The 23,628-nt window shown below is 63.1% G+C and carries 19 protein-coding genes; 14 read left to right on the forward strand and 5 right to left on the reverse strand.

Annotated elements, in window-relative coordinates:
• Window positions 1-70 precede the first annotated feature (70 nt).
• Complete coding sequence (locus tag EOA19_RS06855; RefSeq protein ID WP_128303108.1) at window positions 71-1,897, reverse strand: DUF882 domain-containing protein; 1,827 nt, start codon at window positions 1,895-1,897, stop codon at window positions 71-73.
• A 407-nt stretch (window positions 1,898-2,304) separates the two neighbouring features.
• Window positions 2,305-3,840 carry a sigma-54 dependent transcriptional regulator gene (locus EOA19_RS06860; RefSeq protein ID WP_128303109.1) on the reverse strand — a complete coding sequence of 512 codons (1,536 nt, stop codon included), beginning with the start codon at window positions 3,838-3,840 and terminating at the stop codon, window positions 2,305-2,307.
• Between the two features lie 177 nt (window positions 3,841-4,017).
• Between EOA19_RS06860 and EOA19_RS06865 the strand changes: the two genes are divergently transcribed.
• From EOA19_RS06865 to EOA19_RS06885, 5 genes are all read left to right on the forward strand, one after another.
• The gene (locus EOA19_RS06865; RefSeq protein WP_128303252.1) at window positions 4,018-5,850 is read left to right on the forward strand and encodes a M3 family oligoendopeptidase; all 1,833 of its coding nucleotides are present in this window, start codon (window positions 4,018-4,020) and stop codon (window positions 5,848-5,850) included.
• 361 nt (window positions 5,851-6,211) lie between these two features.
• Complete coding sequence (locus EOA19_RS06870) at window positions 6,212-6,970, forward strand: proton-conducting membrane transporter (protein ID WP_128303110.1); 759 nt, start codon at window positions 6,212-6,214, stop codon at window positions 6,968-6,970.
• Between the two features lie 182 nt (window positions 6,971-7,152).
• Window positions 7,153-8,298 (forward strand): aminodeoxychorismate synthase component I, encoded by a 1,146-nt coding sequence (locus EOA19_RS06875; protein WP_128303111.1) that lies wholly within the window; start codon window positions 7,153-7,155, stop codon window positions 8,296-8,298.
• Complete coding sequence (locus tag EOA19_RS06880; RefSeq protein WP_128303112.1) at window positions 8,247-8,909, forward strand: aminotransferase class IV family protein; 663 nt, start codon at window positions 8,247-8,249, stop codon at window positions 8,907-8,909. The genes EOA19_RS06875 and EOA19_RS06880 overlap by 52 nt, the downstream gene beginning before the upstream one ends.
• Window positions 8,910-8,912: 3 nt before the next feature.
• A complete protein-coding gene (locus EOA19_RS06885) occupies window positions 8,913-9,863 on the forward strand; it encodes a DUF3445 domain-containing protein (RefSeq protein ID WP_128303113.1) in 951 nt (316 codons plus the stop codon).
• Here the strand turns inward: EOA19_RS06885 and EOA19_RS06890 are convergent.
• The gene (locus EOA19_RS06890) at window positions 9,860-10,303 is read right to left on the reverse strand and encodes a hypothetical protein (protein WP_128303114.1); all 444 of its coding nucleotides are present in this window, start codon (window positions 10,301-10,303) and stop codon (window positions 9,860-9,862) included. The genes EOA19_RS06885 and EOA19_RS06890 overlap by 4 nt on opposite strands.
• Window positions 10,304-10,398: 95 nt before the next feature.
• Window positions 10,399-10,728 carry a hypothetical protein gene (locus tag EOA19_RS06895; protein ID WP_128303115.1) on the reverse strand — a complete coding sequence of 110 codons (330 nt, stop codon included), beginning with the start codon at window positions 10,726-10,728 and terminating at the stop codon, window positions 10,399-10,401.
• Window positions 10,729-10,942: 214 nt separating this feature from the next.
• Here EOA19_RS06895 and EOA19_RS06900 point away from each other — a divergent pair, with 214 nt between their 5' ends.
• The 8 genes from EOA19_RS06900 (at window position 10,943) to EOA19_RS06940 (ending at window position 20,525) form a co-directional block, all read left to right on the forward strand.
• On the forward strand, window positions 10,943-11,974 hold the full coding sequence (locus EOA19_RS06900; protein WP_164892874.1) for a substrate-binding domain-containing protein: 1,032 nt from the start codon (window positions 10,943-10,945) through the stop codon (window positions 11,972-11,974).
• A gap of 219 nt (window positions 11,975-12,193) precedes the next feature.
• Window positions 12,194-13,639, forward strand: coding sequence for a homospermidine synthase (locus tag EOA19_RS06905; RefSeq protein WP_128303116.1), 1,446 nt, complete (start codon window positions 12,194-12,196; stop codon window positions 13,637-13,639).
• Window positions 13,640-13,822: 183 nt separating this feature from the next.
• Window positions 13,823-14,200, forward strand: a complete 378-nt coding sequence (locus tag EOA19_RS06910) for a hypothetical protein (RefSeq protein ID WP_127259982.1) — start codon at window positions 13,823-13,825, stop codon at window positions 14,198-14,200.
• Between the two features lie 187 nt (window positions 14,201-14,387).
• Window positions 14,388-16,412 (forward strand): bifunctional UDP-sugar hydrolase/5'-nucleotidase, encoded by a 2,025-nt coding sequence (locus EOA19_RS06915; protein WP_128303117.1) that lies wholly within the window; start codon window positions 14,388-14,390, stop codon window positions 16,410-16,412.
• 237 nt (window positions 16,413-16,649) lie between these two features.
• Window positions 16,650-17,714: a ferrochelatase gene (gene hemH / locus EOA19_RS06925; protein ID WP_023810064.1), complete on the forward strand. Its 1,065-nt coding sequence runs from the start codon at window positions 16,650-16,652 to the stop codon at window positions 17,712-17,714.
• 51 nt (window positions 17,715-17,765) lie between these two features.
• The gene (locus tag EOA19_RS06930; RefSeq protein ID WP_128303118.1) at window positions 17,766-18,977 is read left to right on the forward strand and encodes an FAD-binding oxidoreductase; all 1,212 of its coding nucleotides are present in this window, start codon (window positions 17,766-17,768) and stop codon (window positions 18,975-18,977) included.
• 121 nt (window positions 18,978-19,098) lie between these two features.
• Complete coding sequence (locus EOA19_RS06935; protein ID WP_128303119.1) at window positions 19,099-20,049, forward strand: SPFH domain-containing protein; 951 nt, start codon at window positions 19,099-19,101, stop codon at window positions 20,047-20,049.
• An 11-nt stretch (window positions 20,050-20,060) separates the two neighbouring features.
• The gene (locus EOA19_RS06940; RefSeq protein WP_023810067.1) at window positions 20,061-20,525 is read left to right on the forward strand and encodes an NfeD family protein; all 465 of its coding nucleotides are present in this window, start codon (window positions 20,061-20,063) and stop codon (window positions 20,523-20,525) included.
• Between the two features lie 52 nt (window positions 20,526-20,577).
• Here EOA19_RS06940 and EOA19_RS06945 read toward each other — a convergent pair whose 3' ends face one another.
• Window positions 20,578-21,579: a KpsF/GutQ family sugar-phosphate isomerase gene (locus EOA19_RS06945; RefSeq protein WP_128303120.1), complete on the reverse strand. Its 1,002-nt coding sequence runs from the start codon at window positions 21,577-21,579 to the stop codon at window positions 20,578-20,580.
• Between the two features lie 250 nt (window positions 21,580-21,829).
• On the opposite strand from EOA19_RS06945, the gene EOA19_RS06950 reads away from it, so the two are divergent.
• Complete coding sequence (locus tag EOA19_RS06950) at window positions 21,830-23,620, forward strand: outer membrane beta-barrel protein (RefSeq protein ID WP_164892875.1); 1,791 nt, start codon at window positions 21,830-21,832, stop codon at window positions 23,618-23,620.
• Window positions 23,621-23,628: the final 8 nt, after the last annotated feature.

Below are 23,628 nucleotides of genomic sequence, written 5' to 3' on the forward strand. Positions count from 1 at the left end.
CTGGCCCGGTTCGCTGAACAACAAAAAGCCGCGCTGGTTGCCCGGCGCGGCTTTGTCGATTGATTTGCCGTCACTTGGTCTGGAAGCGGGCCACCGACATGAACTTGACGGCGTTGCCGGTGAAGCGATTGGCATCGGCCACCTGGCTGCTCGGCTGGAAGCCGGCCGTGTAGACCTCGCTCGGCGGCGTGTGCACGATGCTGTAGGCGTAGCCCGGCGCCGTCGTCGCGCTTGAAACGGTGGCGACATGCTCGCCGCTGGTCAATGCCCAGCGGGCGGCCTGCGGTGCGGCTGCAACCACCATGGCCTTGGGGCCTGGCTTCAGGTCGCGGGCGGTGGCTCTCGATTCCTTGCGGGTCGTCTTGACGCCGGCGCCGATCGCGGCGGCCGGATCGGAACCGGCCGGACGGGCAACGACAGCATCGCGCGGCGATGCGGCGTTGGTGCCCGGATCGTTGAACGCCGAACGCGGCTCGGATCCGGACAAGGAAGCAAGCTGGTAATCGGCCGCACCGACCTGTGCATTGGCCTCGTCGAGCACGGCCTTGACCGCATCCGGCCTGGCCATCTCGGGCCGCGCCGTCGGCAGCACCGAGAACGCATCGGTCGCGGTCTTGCCTTGATCAGCCGTCTCGGCCAGCGCCATCAGCACATCCTTGCTGGGCGGCGCAGCCAGAGCGGCCGGCAGCGAATTGTCGGGACGCCATGTCGGCAACGGTATGTTGTTGACCGCGATCTGGGCCGGATTAGCCGAAGCCGTTGCATCGGCCAAGCCGAAAGGAACGCTCGCCGGCGCATGCGCGGTCGCCACGGCCTGCTCGGTGGTGGCTGTCGCCTCCGCCATCGCAAAAGGAACGTTCTCAGGCTGCTGAGCGCCGACATCGGCTTTCGGCCGCGGTGCGAAATCCGGCAGCGGAATGCTTCGGGCCGGCAATGCCGCGATGATCGTCTCCGGCGTGTCCTCTTCCGGCTCCGGAGCCTGCTGCTCGGTCACCTGCGGAATCTCGGCGCGCCGCGCATTCTCCGGCGCCACGATGGCAATGCCCGGGAGGTTGCTGGTCTTGGCTGCTGCTGCCGGCTTCAGGTTTCTCGCCTTGGGCGGGGGGGCGGCCGAAGCGGTCTGGACATCGGCGCTGTCGTCGGCCTCGTCATCACCGCCGCCGCCAAAGAAAGCCGACAGGAAGCCACCTGACTTCTTGCTGCTGCCGCCAGCACTGGCCATCTCGATGGCCGGCGAGCCTGAACCCTTGCGCGCCTTGTAGGAGGCGAGCGCCTGCTCAAAGCCGGGCAGCGGCCTGCCGTCGCTCGGCACATGCAGCGTCTTGCCATTGGGGAACAGGCTGACCAGTTCCTGCCGGCTGATACCCGGCCAATGGCGCACATTGCCGACATCCATGTGGACGAACGGCGAACCGGATGACGGATAGTAGCCGACGCCGCCGCCCTGCATCTTGAGACCGATGTTACGCAGCTTCTTCAGCGGCACGCCGGGGATGTAAAAATCCATCGCCTTGCCGAGCATGTGCTGGCTCTTCTCGGCGACGCCCCTGCTGCGGCCGCGCAGCATCGAGTTCGTCGACGGCGAGCGATAGCCGCAGATGACCTGGATGTAGTCCGTGGCACCTGCTTCCCGATACGCTTCCCAGACCAGATCCAGCAGACGCGGATCCATCTTGGTCGGCTCGTTGCGACGCCAGTCGCGCAAAATGATGTTGATCTTCCTGAGACCCTCGGGAACGTAGCGGCCGTTGCGCTTGTAGACGATCTCGGCCTTCTCATGGGTGTGGAGATGATAAAGCTTCAGCGACCGTGTTTCGGCGCTGGCTCCGCTCGCAGCCGCGGCAACAAAACCAAAAGCGACAACCAACACTGCCAGCCACTTCGGCCAGACGCTCAAATGATGGTGCCGCCTGTTTGTGTGTCGTTCGATTCTGTTCAAATCAAAAGGCCTTGCAGGCTGCCGTTTGTCCCCGGATTTGTCCAAACGGATGTGGCATTAGCACACCCGAATATCGATCCTAATGGTTAATCATCGCTTATTGAAGCCGAAATGCGGTAACACCGTGGCGATATCCCGTCAAAAATTGTTCACAAGGTTTCTTGGTAAACCGCTGGTTTAGATCAGATTTTCGCCTTCGCCCCGAACACGATCTGTTACCGTTAGCCTTAATGCGTGAACAGAGCTGTCCATGACACAGCACAATGCCGCTGAAACGGCGATACAAGGGCTGTTATGGCATTGCAAGCTGGCACCGGCCTTGTGGCAAAGCCGGATTCCGGGCCGAAGCTCAGCCTGGCATCGCCCTAGGAGGCGAGTCGGTCCACGCGGCCTGTCTCCGGATCGATGCCGTGTTCCTTGAGCTTGCGATAGAGCGTCGAGCGGCCGATGCCGAGTCGGCGGGCGACTTCGCTCATCTGTCCGTTGTAGTGATCGATGGCAAGCTTGATCATCTCGAGTTCGACATCGGCCAATGCCCGCACATTGCCGCGCTCGTCGAGCGCCCGCAACGTGCCGAAGCGAGGCTGCAGCCTTGCCGGCGGATCGAACGCGATTGCCGGGCCGCCCTCGCCGGGCAAGGCTTCGTCATCGCGCCCCTCCAAAGACAGGGACGGCGACGGCGCGTCGCCGTCCATATCCAGGTTGACGGTGCCTTCCACTTGCGCCCGTATCTGCGGGAAGTCCTCGGCGGAAAGCACATCGCCTTCGCAAAGCACGGAGGCCCGGAAGACGGCATTTTCGAGCTGCCGGATGTTTCCGGGCCAGTCATAGGCCTGCAGCACGGCGAGCGCTGCCGCCGAAATACCTTGCAGGCGATGACGCGGGTCGGCCGGCGCCACCTTCTCCATGAAATGGGTGACCAGATACGGGATGTCGTCGCGGCGGTCGCGCAGCGGCGGCACGAAGATCGGATAGACGTTCAGCCGATAGAACAGATCCTCGCGGAACTTGCCGTCCTTGACCTGCTGCAGGAGGTTGCGGTGCGTCGCCGAAATCAGCCTGATGTCGACCCTGACGGTCGAGCGGCCGCCGACCGGGTCGACCTCGCCGTCCTGGACCGCGCGCAACAGCTTGACCTGCACGTCGAGCGGCAGGTCCCCGATCTCGTCGAGGAACAGTGTGCCCGAATGCGCTTCGACGAACTTGCCCGTGTGCTTGTCGGTGGCGCCGGTGAACGAGCCCTTCTCATGGCCGAACAGGATCGATTCGACCAGATTGTCGGGGATGGCGCCGCAATTGACCGTGACGAAGGGTTTCGAACGGCGGTCGCCACTGCCCTGGATGGCGCGCGCCACCAGTTCCTTGCCGACGCCGGACTCGCCCTCGATCAGGATCGGGATGTTGGATGCCGCCGCTTTCTGGCCAAGGCGGATCACCCTGTCCATGGCCGGGCTGTGCGTGATCATGTCCTTGAAGGTCAGGAGGCCGCCGCGCCGGCGCGACGTGCGCTTGACCTCGCCCTCGACGGCCTCGACCTTGAGCGCATTGCCGATCGACGCCTGCAGCCTGTCGGGAGACGCCGGCTTGACGACGAAATCGAAGGCGCCATGACGCATCGCCGAAACCACGGTCTCGATGCCGCCCTGCGCGGTCTGCACGATGGTCGGCACGTTGATGTCGCGTTCGCGCATCGCCTTCAGCACGCCGATACCGTCGAGACCGGGCATGACCAGATCGAGGATGACCACCGACACCTCGCGGGCGCCGGGTCCATCGAGGATATCGAGAGCGGCCGCGCCGCCGTCGACGACGATTGCGCTGTAGCCGAACCGCGTCACCGCCGCTTCGAGCAGCCGGCGTTGCACCGGATCGTCATCGACTATGAGTATGGAACCTGTCATGACTGATACGACTATGCCCGCCCGAGGAATCCTGCCCTGTGGACCATCTTGGCACAGGGTTCTAAATAAGGTTTCAAAAAACCCGGTGAATGAATTCCTTAGGATTTGACCGGCTTCTCGTTTCCCCTTGAACCTTGGCCACGGAAGGTGTCGGCAATGCATAAGGATTCTGGCAACATGGTCTCTGCTCGGCGGCTTGCGGCGCCGGCGTCCGGTCAGGGCGCGGCCGAGCTGGGCGACCTGCCGGAATGGAACCTTGCCGATCTCTATGCCGGCATGGATGCGCCGGAGCTGAAGCGCGACATCGCCAAGGCCGCCACTGATGCGGTCAGCTTCGAGAACCGCTGGAAGGGCACGCTGGCCGCCGAGGCCGAGCGCGGCAGCGCCGGCAGGCTGGGCGAGGCGCTTGTCGCCTACGAGGCGCTGGAGGAACTGATCGGCCGCATCGTCTCCTATGCGGGACTGGTTTATGCCGGAAACACCGCTGATCCCCAGCGCGCCAAGCTCTATGGTGACGTCCAGGAGAAGATGACCGACGCCAGCGCGCACCTTCTGTTCTTCGCGCTCGAACTCAACCTGATCGACGATGCGTCGATCGAAGGCGCGCTCGCCGGCGACCCCGCCTTCGGTCACTACCGGCCATGGGTGCTCGATCTGCGCAAGGACAAGCCTTACCAGCTCGAGGACCGCGTCGAGCAGCTCTTCCACGAAAAGTCGATCACTGGGCGCGGCGCCTGGAACCGCCTGTTCGACGAGACGATGACCGACCTTCGCTTCGACATCGACGGCGAGGACCTAACGCTGGAGCCGGCGCTGAACCGCTTGCAGGATGCCGACGGCGAGGTGCGCCGCCGGGCGTCCGAGGCGCTGGCCACGACCTTCCGCAAAAATTTGCGCACCTTCACGCTGATCACCAACACGCTGGCCAAGGACAAGGAAATATCCGACCGCTGGCGCGGCTTCGAGGACATCGCCGATTCACGCCATCTCGCTAACCGCGTCGAGCGCAGCGTGGTGGACGCCCTTGCTTCCGCCGTTCGCGATGCCTATCCGCGCCTGTCGCACCGCTATTACGCAATGAAGGCGCGCTGGCTGGGCATGGAGGTGATGAACCACTGGGACCGCAACGCGCCGTTGCCGGATACGCCCCAGGCGATCATCGGCTGGGACGAGGCCAGGAACACGGTGCTGTCCGCCTATCAGCGCTTTTCGCCCGACATGGCCGAGATCGCACGAACCTTCTTCGACCGCAACTGGATCGACGCGCCGGTGCGGCCCGGCAAGTCGCCTGGCGCCTTCGCGCATCCGACCGTACCGTCGGCGCATCCCTATGTCCTGCTCAACTACATGGGCAAGCCGCGCGATGTGATGACGCTGGCGCACGAGCTTGGCCATGGGGTGCATCAGGTGCTGGCCGGCGGCCAGGGCGCACTGATGGCCTCGACGCCGCTGACGCTGGCCGAGACGGCATCGGTCTTCGGCGAGATGCTGACCTTCCGCTCGCTGCTCGACCAGACCACCGACCGGCGCGAGCGAAAGGCCATGCTCGCCCAGAAGGTCGAGGACATGATCAACACGGTCGTACGCCAGATCGCCTTCTATGAATTCGAGCGCAAGGTGCATGCCGAACGCAAGAACGGCGAACTGACCTCCGACAGGCTCGGTCAGTTCTGGCTCGAAGTGCAGGCCGAAAGTCTGGGTCCCGCTATCAAACTGCGCGAAGGCTACGAGGTGTTCTGGACCTACATCCCGCACTTCATCCATTCGCCCTTTTATGTCTATGCCTATGCTTTCGGGGACTGCCTGGTGAACTCGCTCTACGCCGTCTACCAGAACGCCGAGCGCGGCTTTCAGGACAAGTATTTCGAAATGCTGCGCGCGGGCGGCACCAAGCATCATTCCGAGCTTCTGGCACCCTTCGGGCTCGACGCAACCGATCCCGCCTTCTGGCAGATCGGACTTGGCGTCATCAGTGGCCTGATCGACGAGCTGGAAGCGCTCGACACCTGAGATGCGTCCCTCAGGCGTCGCTCTAACAGTTTAGCCGGAATGCATGTTGGGACAGCTCTACTATCGCCCTAAATATCTGTTCTTGAAGTACTCTCCACCGAAGTTTTCCGATAGCTTTCCACAAGCTCTATGATAGCCTTCGCTCCAAGCTCAGCCGGAGCGCATGCGGATCGGCGAGGAGAAATCTCAGCCGGCCGTGGCGCTCAGGCGAACGCGACAACGGCCGTTGGCCATGGGCAAGCAAAGCCGATCGCCGCAGCTCGAACCGAAGCCGGCTGTTCTGCTTACCGCGGAACCACCAAGAGTAGTCCTTCGCCGAAGGTCATGACCCACGGCAGACGGATCTGACTGGAGAGAGACAATGGGCACTTTTTTCTACGTGGTCCTGGCGTTCCTGATAGGCGTGTTGGTCGGTTGGTTCCTTTGGGGGCGCCTGCGCGGTGAACTCGACAGCTTGCGCGGCGACCTCGACCGTACACGCAGCGAACGCGACAGGCTGCGCACCGACAGCGACCGCCTGACCGGCGAACTCGATGCATGCGGCAAGACCCGCGCCGACCTCGAGCGCCGGCTGCGCGACGCGCCGGCCGCACCTGCCGCCGGAAGCAGCGCGGCAAAGCCGGCAAGCCAGGCGCCGGCGGCCCTGATGTCGACCCCCGCGCCGGCCAAATCCGCCGCCACAAAGCCCGCGCCGGCCAAACCGGCCGCCGCTGCGAAAGCGGTCTCTGCCAAGCCGGTCTCTGCCAAGGCGGTCTCTGCCAAGGCGGCGGCGAAACCCGCCGCCACCAAAGCCTCGGCTCCAGCCAAATCCGCAACGAGCAAGCCTGCAACAACAGCCAAGCCAGCAGCCGGCCCAGCATCCAGCAAGCCCGACAATCTGCGCCGGCTGATCGGTATCGGTCCGGTCAACGAGAAGCTGCTCAAGGCGCAAGGCGTCACCAGCTTCGCCCAGATCGCGTCCTGGACAGCCGCCGATGTCAAACGGATCGAGGACGTCATGAATTTCGACGGCCGCATCGCGCGCGAACGCTGGATCGAGCAGGCCAAGCTGCTCGCCGCCGGCAACGAGAAGGAATTCGCCAAGCAGTTTCCAACAGCCGGAACCTCCAGCAACAGCTGATCGCCAGGCGAGTACTGAAGATTGCAAGCGGCGGCGCCATATCGGCGTCGCCGTTTGCTCTTGGTTCCTGAGTTGGCCCAAAGGTCGGCTTTGAGAGGCAGCGTGCCGTTCCCTCGATTGCGCGCGGGCGGCACCCCATATAGAGCGGTTGATGGCTTCATTGACCCCAGCATTCGGTGCCCATGTCCCTGCCCGCCGCAATTTTTCGCAATGACAAAAGCGCGCGCCAGCTCGTTTTCGACCGGCCGGCCGATATCATCGTGGCGCACGAAGCAGGGGATTTCGGGCCGGCTCTGGAAGCAGCACAAGCCGCGCACGATGCAGGCAAATGGCTTGCCGGCTATTTCTCGTATGAGGCGGGCTACCTGCTCGAACCCAAGCTCGTTCCCCTGCTGCCTAACGGACGCCGCTCCCCACTCGTGTGCCTTGGGATTTTCGATGCCCCGGTCGAAGAGGCGGTGCCGCCGCGCGACACCATAGCGACCAACGGCCCGATCTTCGACGCCCGTGCGACGTGGTCGCCCGAGGATTATGAAAAACGCTTCTCGCGGCTGCACCAGCACATCCGGCAAGGTGATTGCTACCAGGGCAATTTGACCTTTCCCGTGCATGCGCAGTGGTCGGGCGAGCCGCTGGCCGCCTTCAATGCATTGACGGAACGTCAGCCGGTGAAATACGGCGCGCTGATCGCGCTCGGTGAACCCATCGTGCTGTCGCGCTCGCCTGAACTGTTCTTCGAGATCGACGCCGAGGGCATGATCGAGACGCATCCGATGAAGGGAACGGCGCCGCGCGGCGCCACCAAAGCCGAGGACGAACGGCAGAAGATCTTCCTGCGCAATGACGAGAAGAACCAGGCCGAAAACCGGATGATCGTCGATCTCCTGCGCAACGATATCTCGCTGATCAGCGAGGTGGGCACGCTGGACGTGCCGGCGCTGTTCCGCATCGAGACCTATCCGACCGTGCATCAGATGGTAAGCGACGTCAGGGCCAAACTGCTGCCGGGTCTCTCTATCCGCCAGATTTTCGCGGCGCTGTTTCCTTGCGGTTCGATTACCGGCGCGCCTAAGATCCGTGCCATGGAGATCCTGCGCGATCTGGAAGGCACGCCCCGCGATGCCTATTGCGGCGCCATAGGCTGGATCGCGCCCGGCGGCCCGATGCGCTTTTCCGTGGCGATCCGCACCATCTCGCTCTTTTCGGGCGGCGAGGCCGTCTACAATGTCGGAGGCGGCGTCGTCTTCGATTCCACGGCGCAGGAGGAGTATCAGGAGTGTCTGCTGAAAGCGCGCTTCGCGACGGGAACACCGCCGACTTTCAGCTGATCGAGACCATGCGCTGGGAACCCGGCCCGGGCTTCCTGCGCTTCGATCGCCATCTTGCGCGCCTCTACGGCTCGGCGGCGGAGCTCGGCTTCCGCTGTGATCCAGGCACGGTCGGCGAGGCGCTGAGCAGCGCGGTCGGCGGTTCCGGCGTTGCCATGCGCACGCGGCTCCTCCTGTCGCATGATGGTGAGGTGGCGGCCTCGGCGCAGCCTTATGAACCGCTCGCCGCCGACAAGGTCTGGACGCTGCGGCTGGCGCGGACGAGGCTCGATTCGAACGACACGCTGCTGCGCCACAAGACCAGCCGACGACAGCTCTACACGCATGCCCGCGCCGAATATCTCGTCACCCAGGCCGACGAGGTGCTTATGGCCAACGAGCGCGGCGAGGTCTGTGAAGGCACGATCACCAATGTCTTTGCCGATCTCGGCGACGGCGTGCTGGCCACACCCCGGCTCGACTGCGGCCTGCTGCCTGGTGTATTGCGCGCGCAGCTTCTGGATGAAGGCCGCGCCCGCGAAGCGATCTACAGCTTGGACGATCTGAAATCCGCCAAGTCCCTGTTCGTCGGCAATTCGCTGCGCGGACTGATCCCCGCAAGACTGACCTGAAACATGACGACTGTGCCCACTCACACACCCCCAGAGCATACGCTGCCCACCCACACGCCCTATGACGGCTCGTCGAAACTGTTCAGTATCGGGCTGAAGCCGCTCGACCCGGCGGACTGGATCGAGGTCGACGCCCATCTGCTGCCGTATCTCGCCGAAAAGCGCCGGCTCTATGCCGAAACCTCAGAGCGCGTTTTCGTCGAGGAAAACGGCACGCGGGACGCCCAGCAGGAAGTGCTCGACTTGCTCGCTGCGCATCTCTTGGAGAGGTTCCCCGAAACCCATCGGCTCGGCGGATCAGGCGTCGAGGTGGCGGGCGCGGCGAACCGTCTGCCTGCTTCCCTTGCCGATGCGCCGCTGGCCAAGGCCTCACAGCTCGTCCAGGAAGACCTCATCCTGATGCGCAGCAGTGACAGCGGCTGGCGGCTGGTTGCCGGCTCGCTTTGCTTTCCCTCGTCCTGGTCGCTCCTGGAAAAATTTGGCAAGCCGCTGCAGGACATCCACGCGCCGGTGCCGGGTTTCGGCCCGGGCACGCGTCCGGCGGAACTCATCAACCGGATGTTCGATGGCCTCCAGGGGCAGGCCGTCGAGCGCTACAACTGGTCGATCCAGTCCGATAACGCGCTCTACCATCCGCTTTCCGACCTGCAGCGCATCGACCGCGCTACAAATCGGCCGTCGCGCTTTCCCGATGGCGACATCGACGCCCATGCCTTCATCCGCGTCGAGCGGCAAACCCTGCGCAAACTGCCTGTTTCACGCGATATCCTGTTCACCATCCGCATCCATCTCGACCCGCTCGCCGTGCTGGCCAGGCACCCTGATCGGGCGAAGCTCGCGGCGTCTTTCGCCGCCCAGCTCAAGGCGCTCGATCTCGCGCAGCTCGACTACAAGGGCCTGACATCAGACCGCGATCGGCTAGTCGACCGGCTCGGGGCGCTGGCGCTGTCCTAAATCGCGGCTAGGCCCAGCAGCAGGATCGCGGACATCGCGCTAAAGACGGTGACGTTGACATCCCACCGCCAACCCGCCGGTCCGAACGGCGGTCGGAATGGCAGATAGCCGTTCTCGTCGTAGAGCACGCCGCCATAAATCGGTCGTGAGACCATTGCCACGAAGAACGCTCCGTACATAGCGACGCCCAATCCCCCTGCGAGATAGAGCCGCTCGGCTTCGAGTGGCCCCTCGATCCAGATAAGCCCCAGCGCAATCAGCGCAACTCCGGTGTAGCTCAGCACCTGCCAAACGACGTGAAACCGGGCGTGCGGGGTCCACAGCGGATTGGTGGCGTGGGTGGCGTTGAGGTCGGCTTTGATCGTCACCACACCGTAGCCCACGGTCGCGACGCTCAACAGAATTCGGGCAAGCAGATGACTGTCGTAAGCGAGTTCCATCGCACTTTCCTCCTCCATTAGGGAAATCGATGACAGGCACTTCAGCAGATCGGAGTCCGGCCGCACGCGGTCGGCCGGGCCAAGACGCGGCAGTGTCACGCCACCGCAACGGATTGAATGGCACCTTGGGCACAGAAGAGCTGCCCATCGGCCAGACGCGCATAATTATGGACGATCCCGTTTTCATGATCCTGCAACTGCACGATGAAGTTGCCGCTCTGCTCCGTCCAGCTCATGAGAACGAGGTTCGGGCGTACGCTGGTCATGTCGATCTTGACCATCTCGTCAATTTCGGTGGCACCGATCGACGCCTGCACATGCAATTCCTCCGGCGAGAAAAACGTCAGCCGGGGTACGAACGGGCCGAAAACGCAGTCGAAAGAATTACCGACAAGCGAGGCTGGAAAAACATTGGTTTCTGCCATGACTCTCTCCTTGGGCATGGCCGCCGCTGTGACCAAGCCTTTTGACAATCTCCGTTGTTTCAGACGCGAAATATACCAGATATGTTTACTTGGAGCGCTCCAAGTGATACGATCCGCCTTTTTCACTTTCGAGTCAACGAAATTCTTGGAGCGCTCCAAAAAAATGGTCTAACTGAAGGGAAATGGGTGAATCACAATGCCAACGCTAGCCGATGTGGGCAAGGCTGCCGGTGTCTCCCGGGGCACTGTTTCCAACGTCTTCAACCGGCCGGAACTGGTCAGGCCTGAATTGCGCCAACGTGTTGAAGCGGCCGCGAGAGCGCTCGGATTTGGCGGCCCCGACCCGAAAGGACGATTGCTGCGGGATGGCAAGTTCAATGCCATCGGGTTCATGCCACCTGGCGCCTACGCCATCGCCGAGGTGATGAGAAGCCCCTATGGCCGCGAGTTGGTGCTGGGCGTTTCGCTCGCCTGCGACGAGGCCGGAACGACGCTCAGCCTTGTAAACGGCACCGACAATACCCGCTTCGCCAGCATCCGCGAGGCCCTCGTTGACGGCTTCATCCTTGGTCACAGCGGGGACATCGGTCTCATAACATCGGCACAACGACGGCGCCTGCCCTTCGTCATTCTCGAAAATGACGCAGGTCCCGACATCAATTCGATAAAGATCGACGGCAGAAGTGGCGCGGTCGCCGCCGTCCGGCATCTGACCGGGTTAGGGCACCGGCATTTTGCCATCCTTTCCATACGGAGGACTCCAGGCCCTCCGATCGTGCACATGCCCGGACAGGCAGAGCGCCCGCTTCTAGCCGGCTTCTCACTCGACGACGAAAGGCTCGACGGTTTCAAACAGGGTTTGGCGGAGGCGAACTTGTCGATCGACGATGTTCCGATCATCGAGACGACGCCGGGCGATCCATCTGCTGGGGCGGTGGTATTCGACAATGTGCCCGAAGCAACCGCAATCCTGACCATGTCGGATTGGCAAGCGATCACAATACTCGACGAGGCGGTTCGTCGTGGCATAGAGGTGCCGCGCCATGTGTCGGTTATCGGCTTCGATGGCACTGCCGAATCCGCACGCACCACGCCTCCGTTGACGACTGTCGCGCAAGACGTGATCGGAAAAGGCAGGCTCGCCGCCCGCATGGTTCTTGACAATCAACCGCCCCGCCAAGTCGTTCTGCCCGTGGAACTGGTGGTTCGGGCGTCCACAGCCGCGCCGAGGGCAAAAATCCGTTAAACCGGTGCGCTTGGCGAATGGGCAAGCTCAGGCTCGGATAGAGCCACTCATCCACGGTTTCGGCCTTAACCACGTAGCCAACGCAGCGTAGCCGCTGGTTGGCGCTTTTCGCTGGTTTGTGACAATGATCTATGATGTAGCGCATGGCCGCCGGGCAGAAATTCCCGGTTTTGCGCGTGTTTTCCCAGTTTCCTGGGTTTTGAAGGAGTGCTCGATAAAATGGCGAATGAAAACTGGCCCGTTTACGGTGAGATCAGCGGCCCCGTCGTGATGATCGGCTTCGGCTCGATCGGCCGGGGAACGCTGCCGCTGATCGAACGCCATTTCAAGTTCGACAAGTCGCGCATGACGGTCATCGACCCGCGCGACACCGACCGCAAGCTGCTCGACGAGCGCGGCATCGCCTTCGTCCAGGAAGCGGTGACCGAGAAGAACTACAAAAAGCTCTTGACCCCGCTTCTGACCAATGGCGGCGGCCAGGGCTTTTGCATCAACCTGTCGGTCGATACCGGCTCGGTGGATCTGATGCGGCTCTGCCGCAAGCTCGGTGTGCTCTACATCGACACCGTCGTCGAGCCGTGGCTCGGCTTCTATTTCGACGCCAAGGCGGACAACGCCAGCCGCACCAATTACACGCTGCGCGAGTCGCTGCTCAAGGAAAAGCACGACAAGCCCGGCGGCGCCACGGCGGTCTCCACCTGCGGCGCCAATCCAGGCATGGTCTCGTGGTTCGTCAAGCAGGCGTTGGTCAATCTCGCCACCGATCTTGGCCTGGAATTCTCGGAGCCCGCGCAGGACGACCGCGAGGGCTGGGCCAAGCTGATGAAGAAGGCCGGCGTCAAGGGCATCCACATCGCCGAACGCGACACCCAGCGCACCAAGAAGCCGAAGCCGATGAATGTGTTCTGGAACACCTGGTCGGTCGAAGGCTTCATCTCCGAGGGCCTGCAGCCCGCGGAACTTGGCTGGGGCACACATGAGACATGGATGCCGAAGAACGCCAAGAAGCACAAGCACGGCTCGAAGGCAGCTATCTATCTGGAGCAGCCGGGCGCCAACACGCGCGTGCGCTCGTGGTGCCCGACGCCCGGCGCGCAATACGGCCTGCTGGTGACGCACAATGAGGCGATCTCGATCGCCGATTTCTTCACCGTGCGTTCGAAGAAGGGCAAGGTGCATTACCGCCCGACCTGCCACTATGCCTACCATCCCTGCAACGACGCGATGCTGTCGCTTGACGAGATGTTCGGCGCCGCCGGCAAGCCTCAGCCGGTGCATCATGTGCTCGACGAGAACGAGTTGATCGACGGCGTCGACGAACTCGGCGTGCTGCTCTACGGCCACGACAAGAATGCCTACTGGTACGGCTCGCAGCTGTCGCTCGCCGAGGCCCGCAAGCTGGCGCCCTATCAGAACGCCACCGGCATGCAGGTCACCTCGGCAGTGCTCTCGGGCATGGTCTGGGCGCTGGAAAACCCCGAGGCTGGCATCGTCGAAGCCGACGAGATGGACTACAGGCGGTGCCTGGAAGTGCAGTCCCAGTATCTCGGACCGGTCAAGGGCTACTACACCGACTGGACGCCGCTCGATAACCGTCCCGGCCTGTTCCCGGAAGACCTCGACCGCAACGACCCGTGGCAGTTCCGCAACATCCTTGTGCGATAGCAGCACCGCCTACCTGCCTCACTGCCTTGCAATCGCCCGGAAATCGGGCGATTGAAGGGATGCGGACCACAGCGATACGTGTTCATCTGGACGCACGTCGCTCTGGAAACTTGGATGCACGCCTCGTGCCTGTCGAAAATCGATTCCGATTTTCGGGCCGATGCGAGAGGAGAGGATTTTCACATGATCATTGCGCGCAAAATTCTTTCGATGAGCGTGGCGGGTGCCATTGCGACGATGCTCGCCGCCTGTGCGACCAGCGGCCCCGATGAACCGCCGATGGCAGCGGCGCCGAAAGGCGTCGAGGGCTCGTGGATCGACGCCAAGGGCACCGGCCTGTCGACCTTTGCCGGCGGTACCTTCACGACCGTGGCCACCGACACCGGCCAGAAGCTTGCCGACGGCAGCTACACGATGACCGGCGCCACGTCGGTGCAGATCAACGGCACCTCGCTGATCCGCCAGACCGCGGTCAGCTTCAACTGCCTGATGGTGTCGACAAGCCAGCTCAACTGCACCAGCTCCAGCGGTCAGAATTTCGTGCTGACAAGGCGCGTCTGAACCCACGACTATTGGTTTTCCAAGGACGGCGGCCGGTTGGCCGCCGTCCTTTTTTATGCCGGCAAAGGGTTCCGGATTCCGCTTGCGTCATCCGGAACGCGATGGGAACATGGCCGAAGCGCCGGCTGTTATGTTCCAGTCAAGCAACGGCGCTAATGGCCTCTGATCAGCTTTCCGGGAGACGAAGATGAAGAAGCTTGCCGCCATTGCAGCCCTGTCAGCCTCAGTACTCGGCCTGTCGGCCGGCGCGTCCTTTGCCGACTACACGCTGAACATCCTGCATATCAACGACTGGCACAGCCGCATCGAAGGCAACAACAAGTATGAATCGACCTGCTCGGCGGACGAGGAGACCAAGGGCGAGTGCATCGGTGGCGCGGGCCGGCTGATCACCGCGATCGCCCAGGAGCGCAAGAAGCTGGAAGGCCAGAACGTGCTGCTGCTCAGCGCCGGGGACAATTTCCAGGGATCGCTGTTCTACACGACCTACAAGGGCAAGGTCGAAGGCGAATTCCTCAACGACATGAAGTTCGATGCCATGGCCCTCGGCAACCATGAATTCGACGACGGCGAGGCGGCCCTGGCGCCGTTCCTCGACATGATCAAGTTCCCGGTGCTGGGCGCCAATGTGAAGGCCAACGCGCAATCCAAGCTCGGCGACCGCGTCAAGCCATCGATCGTCGTCGAGGTCGACGGCCAGAAGATCGGCATCATCGGCGCGATCACCAACGACACGCCGGACCTCGCCTCCCCCGGACCCAACGTCGCAATAGAGGACGACGTCAAGTCGATCACCGCCGAAGTCGAAAAGCTCAAGGGCGAAGGCGTCAACAAGATCATCGCCGTGACCCATATCGGCTACAGGCGCGAGCGCGACGTGATTGCCAAGATCCCGGGCGTCGATGTCGTCGTCGGCGGCCACAGCCATTCCCTGCTGTCGAACACCGATCCGAAGGCGGAAGGCCCTTACCCGACGATGGTCGACAATCCGGACGGCTACAAGGTGCCGGTGGTGCAGGCGGCGTCCTACTCGAAATATCTCGGCGAGTTCAAGGTGGTGTTCGACGACAATGGCGTCGTCAAATCGGCCAGCGGCGACCCGATCTATCTCGACAAGTCGATCACCCCCGACCCGGCCGTGCTCGCCCGTATCAAGGAGCTTGGAGCGCCGATCGAGGCGTTGAAGAACAAGGAAGTGGCGGAAACCACCGACGTCATCGACGGCAGTCGTGAGAGCTGCCGCACCCGTGAATGCGCGATGGGCAATCTCGTCTCCGACGCCATCCTCGACCGCGTCAAGGGACAGGGCGTCGAGATCGTCATCTCCAATGGCGGCGGCCTGCGCGCCTCGATCGACAAGGGCACCGTCACCATGGGCGAGGTGCTGACCGTGCTGCCGTTCCAGAACACGCTGGCGACCTTCCAGATTTCCGGCAAGGACCTGGTGGCTGGCCTCGAGGGCGGCCTCAGCCAGGTCGAGGACGGCGCCGGGCGCTTCCCGCAGGTCGCCGGCCTGAAATATTCCTTCGACAAATCCGTCGCGCCCAATGCCGGCCGCGTCAAGTCGGTGGAAGTCATGGAAGGCGGCGCCTGGACGCCGATCAAGCCGGACAAGGACTATCTGGTCGCAACCAACAACTATGTCCGCCAGGGCGGCGACGGCTACAAGGTCTTCGCCGACAAGGCCAAGAATGCCTACGATTACGGCCCCGGCCTCGAACAGGTGGTTGCCGACTATCTCGGTGCCCACCGACCCTACACGCCGGAGCTCGACGGCCGCATCACCGAAATAGCCGCGACCGTCGCTGCGGCGCCTGCGGCCCCGGCAACCGATCCGGCTGAAGCCGCCAAGCCTGCTGAAGCGGCACCTGCAATGCCTGAATTGCCGGCCAACTCGGGCGATATCGCCAACACACCACCGGCCGTATCGACCGAGGGAGCGCCTCCCCCACCAGCGCCACCGGCTTTGCCGGCAACGGCCGAGCCAGCAAAGCCCGCTGAAGCAGCTCCCGCACCTGCAGAACCGGCAAAGCCCGCGGAGGCCACGCCGGCCGAAGCCAGCCATGTCATCGTTGCCGGCGACACCTATTGGGATCTGGCCAAGAAGGCCTATGGCGACGGCGCCAAATGGAAGGTCATTTCGGGCGCCAACAAGGGCTATGAGCCGCGCCGGCTTCCGGTCGGCGCAACGCTGACCATCCCGCCGAAATAGCCTCGCTTAGATGCCTGAATGACGCCGCCCCCCCCGAAAACCGGACGGGCGTCCTGTTTTCGGGCTAATGCATGTCGCCCAAAAGTGAACTCGGTTTTGGGAGAACGACATGCATAAAAACAAAGACTTAAAGCGGGTCGTCTGAATCCATTCAGACAATCCGCTTTAAGGTGCGGCCAGACGCTGCATTGAATGCGCGCGCAAGATGGTTAGGTTCGCGTCTTCCGGAGAACCCTTATGACGCTTCCCACCCCTGCCGAACCCAAGGCCGCAAAGGCGCTCGGCCCGTTGCCCGCTGGGCATCCGCCGGTCAAGGCGGGCAGGATAGGCGTCATGCTGGTCAATCTGGGTACGCCCGACGGCACCGATTTCAAGCCGATGTGGCGGTATCTCCGTGAATTCCTGTCCGACCCGCGCGTCATCGAGCTCAACAGGGCAATCTGGTATCCGATCCTCTATGGCCTTGTGCTCACCACGCGGCCCAAGAAGTCGGGCGCCAACTACGCACGGATCTGGAACCGGGAAAAGAACGAGTCGCCGCTGCGCACCTATACCCGCGCCCAGGCCGAAAAGCTGGCCGAAGCGCTGAGCGACCTGCCTGATGTCGTCGTCGACTGGGCGATGCGCTACGGCAACCCTTCAACCGCCAGCATTGCCCAGCGTCTGGTCGACCAGGGCTGCGACCGCATTCTTTCCTTCCCGCTCTATCCGCAATATTCAGCGACGACCACGGCAACAGCCAACGACCAGCTGTTTCGCGCGCTGATGAAAATGCGCCGCGCACCGGCCGTCCGCAGCGTGCCGCCCTACTATGACGAACCGGTCTACATCGAAGCGCTGGCGCGCTCGATTGAACGGCATCTGGCGACGCTGGACTTCGAGCCGGAGGTGGTCATCACCTCCTATCACGGCATTCCAAAACCCTATTTCGAGAAGGGCGACCCCTATCATTGCCATTGCCAGAAGACGACGCGGCTGCTGCGCGAACGGCTTGGCTGGGATGACAAGAAACTGATCATCACCTTCCAGTCGCGCTTCGGGGCGCAGGAATGGCTGCAGCCTTATACCGACAAGACGGTCGAGAAACTCGCGCAGGACGGCGTCAAGTCGATCGCCATCGTCAATCCCGGCTTTTCCGTCGACTGCATCGAGACGCTGGACGAGATCGGCCGCGAGGCGGCCGAAACCTTCCACCATGCCGGCGGCAAGAATTTCGCCCATATCCCTTGCCTCAACGATAGCGCGGAAGGGATGGCGGTGATCGAGGCGATGGTGCGGCGCGAACTGTCCGGCTGGGTCTGAACCGGAACACGCCTGCTCCGAGGCGTTAAGGCGCGCCCTCCGGAGAATTCGATGTCCCGCAAACTCGACCTCAGTAGTGGCCGGCCCGTCTGGTCCGCCTATCGGGCGCCTGCGGTGCCGACGGACAGTCTGACCCGAGATGTCAAGACGGATGTGCTGATCGTCGGCATGGGCATCAGCGGCGCCATGATGGCCGAGGCGCTGACGGCCGATGGCCATCGGGTGATCTGCATCGACCGGCGCGGCCCGCTGAAGGGCTCGACGGCCGCAACCACCGCACTGGTGGCATTCGAAATAGACCAGCCTCTCTCCACGCTCGCGAAGATGGTTGGCAGAGCCTCGGCCCAGCAGGCCTGGCGACGCTCGCGGCTCGCCGTTTCCAATCTCGCCGGACGGATTGCCGAACTCGGCATCAACTGTGGCCTGAGCCGCATGCCATCACTCTATCTGGCCGGCACGATGCTTGGTCCGTCGGAACTGCGCGACGAGGCCGAGGCACGTCGGCTAGCCGGCATCGGCGCCATCTGCTTAACCCGACAACAGCTAGCCGAGAAATTCGGCATCGACCGCGAAGGCGCCATTCTCGGCCACGGCAACATCGCGCTCGACCCGCGCAAGCTGACGGCTGGGCTGCTGCTGAAATCCCTGGAGCGCAAGGCACGCTTCTATGCCCCCGTCGAAGCCACAATGATCGAGGACAGCGCCGAAGCTGTTGTCGTCGCGACCAGGGATGGCCCGACCATAACCGCACGACATGTTGTTCTGGCCACCGGCTACGAACTTGTAGACATCGTGCCGGCCGCGGCCCACCGGATCATCTCGACATGGGCGATTGCGACACGCCCGCAACCGCGAAAGCTCTGGCCGGACGCAGCGTTCATCTGGGAAGCGTCGGAGCCGTATCTGTATATGCGCACGACGGTCGACGGCCGGGTCATATGCGGCGGCGAGGACGAGGATTTTATCGACGAAGCGCGGCGCGACGAGCTGATCGCCGACAAGAGCACACGCATCGCCGAGAAGCTCGGCCTGATATTTCCGCATCTCGACACCAGACCCGATTTTGCCTGGACCGGCTCGTTCGGCACCACGACCACCGGCCTGCCTTATATCGGCGCCATTCCCCGCCACCCGCGCATCCATGCGGTGCTGGGCTACGGCGGCAACGGCATCACCTTCTCGCAGATCGCTTCCGAGATTGTCCCGGCTTCGATCAACGGGCTGGATGACACGGATGCAAGGTTGTTTGCCTTCAACCGCTGAGTGCAACCCTATAAACAATCCATCATCACCTGATTGTAACGCATCTGAAATACACTTAAGTCTTTGGTGAAGTCGGCTGCGCGAGAATGGCTTGAGCGGCCTTCGTCTGAGGGAGAGCCAAATGGATTTCAGTGGTTTCGATATTGCGGTTGGTGCACTTGCACTTCTGGTATTGGTGCTGCTGATCAAAGGCATCAGGACAATCCCGCAAGGTTACAATTATACGGTGGAGCGTTTTGGCCGTTACACCAAGACACTGAGCCCGGGTCTCAATTTCATTTACCCGTTCATCGACCGCATCGGCGCCAAGATGAACATGATGGAGCAGGTGCTCGACGTCCCGAGCCAGGAAATCATCACCCGGGACAACGCCATCGTCGGTGTCGACGGCATTGCCTTTTTCCAGATCCTCAACGCAGCGCAGGCCGCCTACCAGGTTGCCGGCCTGCAGAACGCTATCCTCAACCTGACGATGACCAACATCCGTACCGTCATGGGTTCGATGGACCTCGATGAACTCCTGTCGAACCGCGACGCCATCAACGAGCGCCTGCTGCGCGTCGTCGATGAAGCGGCCCATCCGTGGGGCATCAAGATCACCCGCGTCGAAATCAAGGACATCAACCCGCCGGCCAACCTTATCGAATCGATGGGCCGGCAAATGACGGCGGAACGCAACAAGCGCGCGCAGATCCTTGCCGCCGAAGGTCTCAAGCAGTCGCAGATCCTCGAGGCCGAGGGCCGCAAGGAAGCCGCCTTCCGCGATGCCGAGGCGCGCGAACGTTCGGCCGAGGCGGAAGCCCGCGCCACCCAGGTCGTGTCGGAAGCGATCTCCAAAGGCGATGTGCAGGCGCTGAACTATTTCGTAGCGCTGAAATACACTGAAGCGCTTGGCAGGATCGGCACGGCGACCAACAGCAAGATCGTGCTGATGCCCTTCGAGGCGTCGTCGCTGATCGGCTCGCTCGGCGGCATCGGCGAGATCGCCAAGGAAGTCTTCCGCAGCGAAGGCACGACCGGCTCGCAAAGGCAGGCCGCGCGCCCGCCGGTCGTTCGCCCAACCGACAACTGAGGTCGAAACCAATGATCGACCGCATCGTTTCCGAACTCGGCCCGTGGAACTGGATGGTACTCGGTTTCGTCCTGCTGGTGATGGAAATCATCGCACCGGGTATCTTCATGCTGTGGATCGGCATCGCCGCGCTGATCATCGGCGCCGTGTCGCTGCTGATCTGGGACGCCGGCTTCTGGACCTGGCAGGTTCAGGTCCTCGCCTTCCTGGCGCTGTCGCTGGTCTCGGCCTATGTCGGCAAAAAGCTGGTCGGCAGCCGCAACGACCCGACCGACCAGCCGCTGCTCAACCGGCGCGGCGCGCAAATGGTCGGCAGGATGGCGACACTTGCCGAGCCGATCCGGGACGGACGCGGCCGCATCAAGCTGGGCGATACGCTGTGGCGTGTCTCCGGGCCGGATTTGCCGGCCGGCACGCAAGTGCGCGTAACGGGTGCGGCCGATACGGATCTGGAACTGACCGTCGAGGCGGTCTGAACGAGCGCGCAGATTCAGGTCAGGCCGGCATCACCTGAATATCAGCACACCCTTAGGCGGCGCCGATGCGCAGCAGGTCGTGCAGGTGGATGAGGCCGACTGGTTTCCGGCCCTCCACCACCATCAGGCTGGTGATGGCTGAATTGTTGATCGTTTGCAGCGCCGTTGCCACCAGCGTGTCCGGCGTCGCGGTCTTCGGGCCTTTTGTCATCACCTGATCCACCGTCATCGCCAGCAGATTGCTGCCGATGTGACGGCGGATGTCGCCATCGGTGATGATGCCGACCAGCGCACCGTCTGCGTCGCTGATCGCGACGCAGCCAAATCCCTTGCGCGACAATTCCAGGATCGCGTCATGCATGCCGGTGCCCGCAACCACCAGCGGCAGCCTGTCGCCGACATGCATGATCTCGCGGATCTGCGTCAGGTTGGCGCCGAGCTGGCCGCCCGGGTGAAAGGTGCGGAAATGATCCGGCGTGAAGCCGCGTGCTTCGAGCAGCGCGATCGCCAGCGCGTCGCCCATCACCAGTTGCAGCAGCGTCGATGTCGTTGGCGCCAGGCCGTGCGGGCAGGCTTCCGGAGCGCGCGGCAAAAGCAGCACCACGTCCGCCGCCCGCGCCAGCGCCGATGTCTCTCCGGCTGTGATGGCGATCAGCGGAATGGAAAAGCGCCTGGAATAGGCGACGATGCCCATCAGTTCCTTGCTCTCGCCCGACCACGACATGGCGATGATGGCGTCGTCCCTGGCGATCATGCCGAGATCGCCGTGGTTGGCTTCTGCGGGATGGACAAAGAAAGCCGGCGTGCCGGTGGAGGCCAGCGTCGCCGCGATCTTCGAACCGATATGGCCGCTTTTGCCGACACCGGTGACGATGAGCCGGCCTTCAATCCCAGAGATCATCTCGACCGCCTGCGCGAAAGGCGCGGCCAATCCGTTCTCCAAGGCCTCGGCAAGGGCTGCAACCCCAGCCTGTTCTGTCGCCACCGTCCTCAGCGCCGAAGCGATCGAGGCTTGCCTGTCCGAAGGTTTCTTATCCATGGATCCCGCATGCATGGCTGATGCGATTAGCGCTTTGCCGGCGCGCTGTCCAACAGAAATGGCCCAAGGCATGTTGCCCGAACGTGTGCGGTGGTTTTTGACGACGGTAGAGGCGAAAACCAAAAGCTTGACGCACGCGGTATGATTCCCTTTGGAAATCAGCGCTTCAGGCGGCTGACGGGCCGCCGCCTCAACTCTCCGTTAACCATCCCCATTTACGGTTCGGTAAGTATGGCGCGCGTGCGCCGCGCAAGCAGTGGTGGCGATGTCCGGGGCCCAGCCAGAAAATTCGACAGGACGTGGGGGCAAGGCGGTCTGCGCCTTGCTGCTGGCAACCAGCATGTTTGCCTTGCTGCGCCCGGCGGCGCTCCATGCTCAGGAAACCGAACTGCGCGGCGAGGTTTCGGAATCGGCGATCCTGTCCGACCAGCAGCGCAAGGCGAGACAGCTGGCCCTGGCAGCGCAGGGTCAACAGCCGGCCAATGCAGCGCAGGCCAATGCGCCGGCCCGCACCTATCTGCCGGCCAGCGCCGGTGCCGTGCCTGACGACGCCGACACTGGCGACGCCAACGCGACCGGCAGCCTCTTCGACCCGGCGTCAGCCACCGACGACACGGCCGCCGACACTGCGGCGCCGCCCAAGCCTCGCCGCCGCTCATCGACCGTCAGGCAGAATGCGGCTGACCAGGCCAAGGACAAGGCTGCCGACAAATCGAAAAAGAAGAAGAAATCGACGGCCGGCGCCTCCGACATCACCGCTTCCACGACGGCCTCCACGACGGACGCTGCCGATGGTGAAGAGACCGATGCGGGCACGGCCAACCGCCGCGCCCTCACCATCGACAGTGCCGACAGGCAGAAGCTCGACCCAGGCGCGGAGCGCACGGACGCCATCGAAGGCCAGAAGAAAAAACCGGAGGATGATCCGTTTGCTGCCACCGGCGTCAAATGGGGTTCCTTCGTCATCCGGCCGACGATCGAACAGGGCCTGACCGCCACATCGAACGGCGATTCGAGCAGTGCCGGCAAGTCGGCGCTGCTGTCCGAGACGGCGCTGCGCTTTTCCGCCGCCTCCGACTGGCGCGAGAACTCAGCCACGATCGACGGCTATGGCCTTTTTCGCGAGACTGTCTCGGGTTACCCGGTTCACGACGAGCAAGGGCGCATCGAAGGCCAGCTCAATGTCGACCTCGACAATGAGTTGCGCGCCATCGCCAAGCTCGGCTACGAGGCCGTGCCGGAATCGGCATCATCGCCGGACGCCATCGCGGGCGTCAGCAAGCAGCCGCTGCGGCAGACCATCGATGGCAGCCTCGCCGTCGAAAAGCATCTCGGCAAGATGCAGTACACGTTGACCGGCGCGGTCTCGCATGACTTCTACGGCGACGCCAAGCTCTCGGACGGCACCTCGCTGTCGCAGAAGGATCAGGACTCCACGCTCTACACGGCGACGTTGCGCACCGGCTACGAGATCTCCCCTGCCCTGACCCCTTTCACCGAAATCGAGGTCGGCCGCCGGACTTATGATCAACGCATCGACAATGAAGGCTTCGAGCGCTCGTCGACGCGGCTCGGCGCCCGCGCTGGCCTTGCACTCGATATGGGTGAGAAGCTGTCGGGTGAATTCTCGGCCGGCTGGCTCAGGGAAGCGATCGACGACAAAAACCTTGATGCGATCTCTGGTGCCACCGTCAACGCCGACCTCAAATGGTCACCCGAGCGCGGCACAACGATCGGCCTGACCGGGCGGACCACCGTCGAGCCCACGACCACATCGGGCGAAAGCGGCGACATCCTCTATTCCGGTCGCCTGACCGGCGAGCGCCAGATTCGCGCCAACCTCACCGCCAATGCGGCTCTGGGCCTCGACTGGCGTGATTACATCGGCATCGACGGCCATGACAGGGTGTTGAGCGCCGAGGCCGGACTGACCTGGTGGTTGAACCGCTACGCCGGCCTGACCACAAGAGTGAGGACCGAGAAGCTGACCAGCAATCTGCCGGGCCGGGACTACACCGCCAACAGCATCTTCCTCGGCGTGAAGGTGCAGCGCTGAACGGCCGC

This window comes from Mesorhizobium sp. M7A.F.Ca.US.010.02.1.1 (assembly GCF_004023085.1).
Classification (GTDB): domain Bacteria; phylum Pseudomonadota; class Alphaproteobacteria; order Rhizobiales; family Rhizobiaceae; genus Mesorhizobium.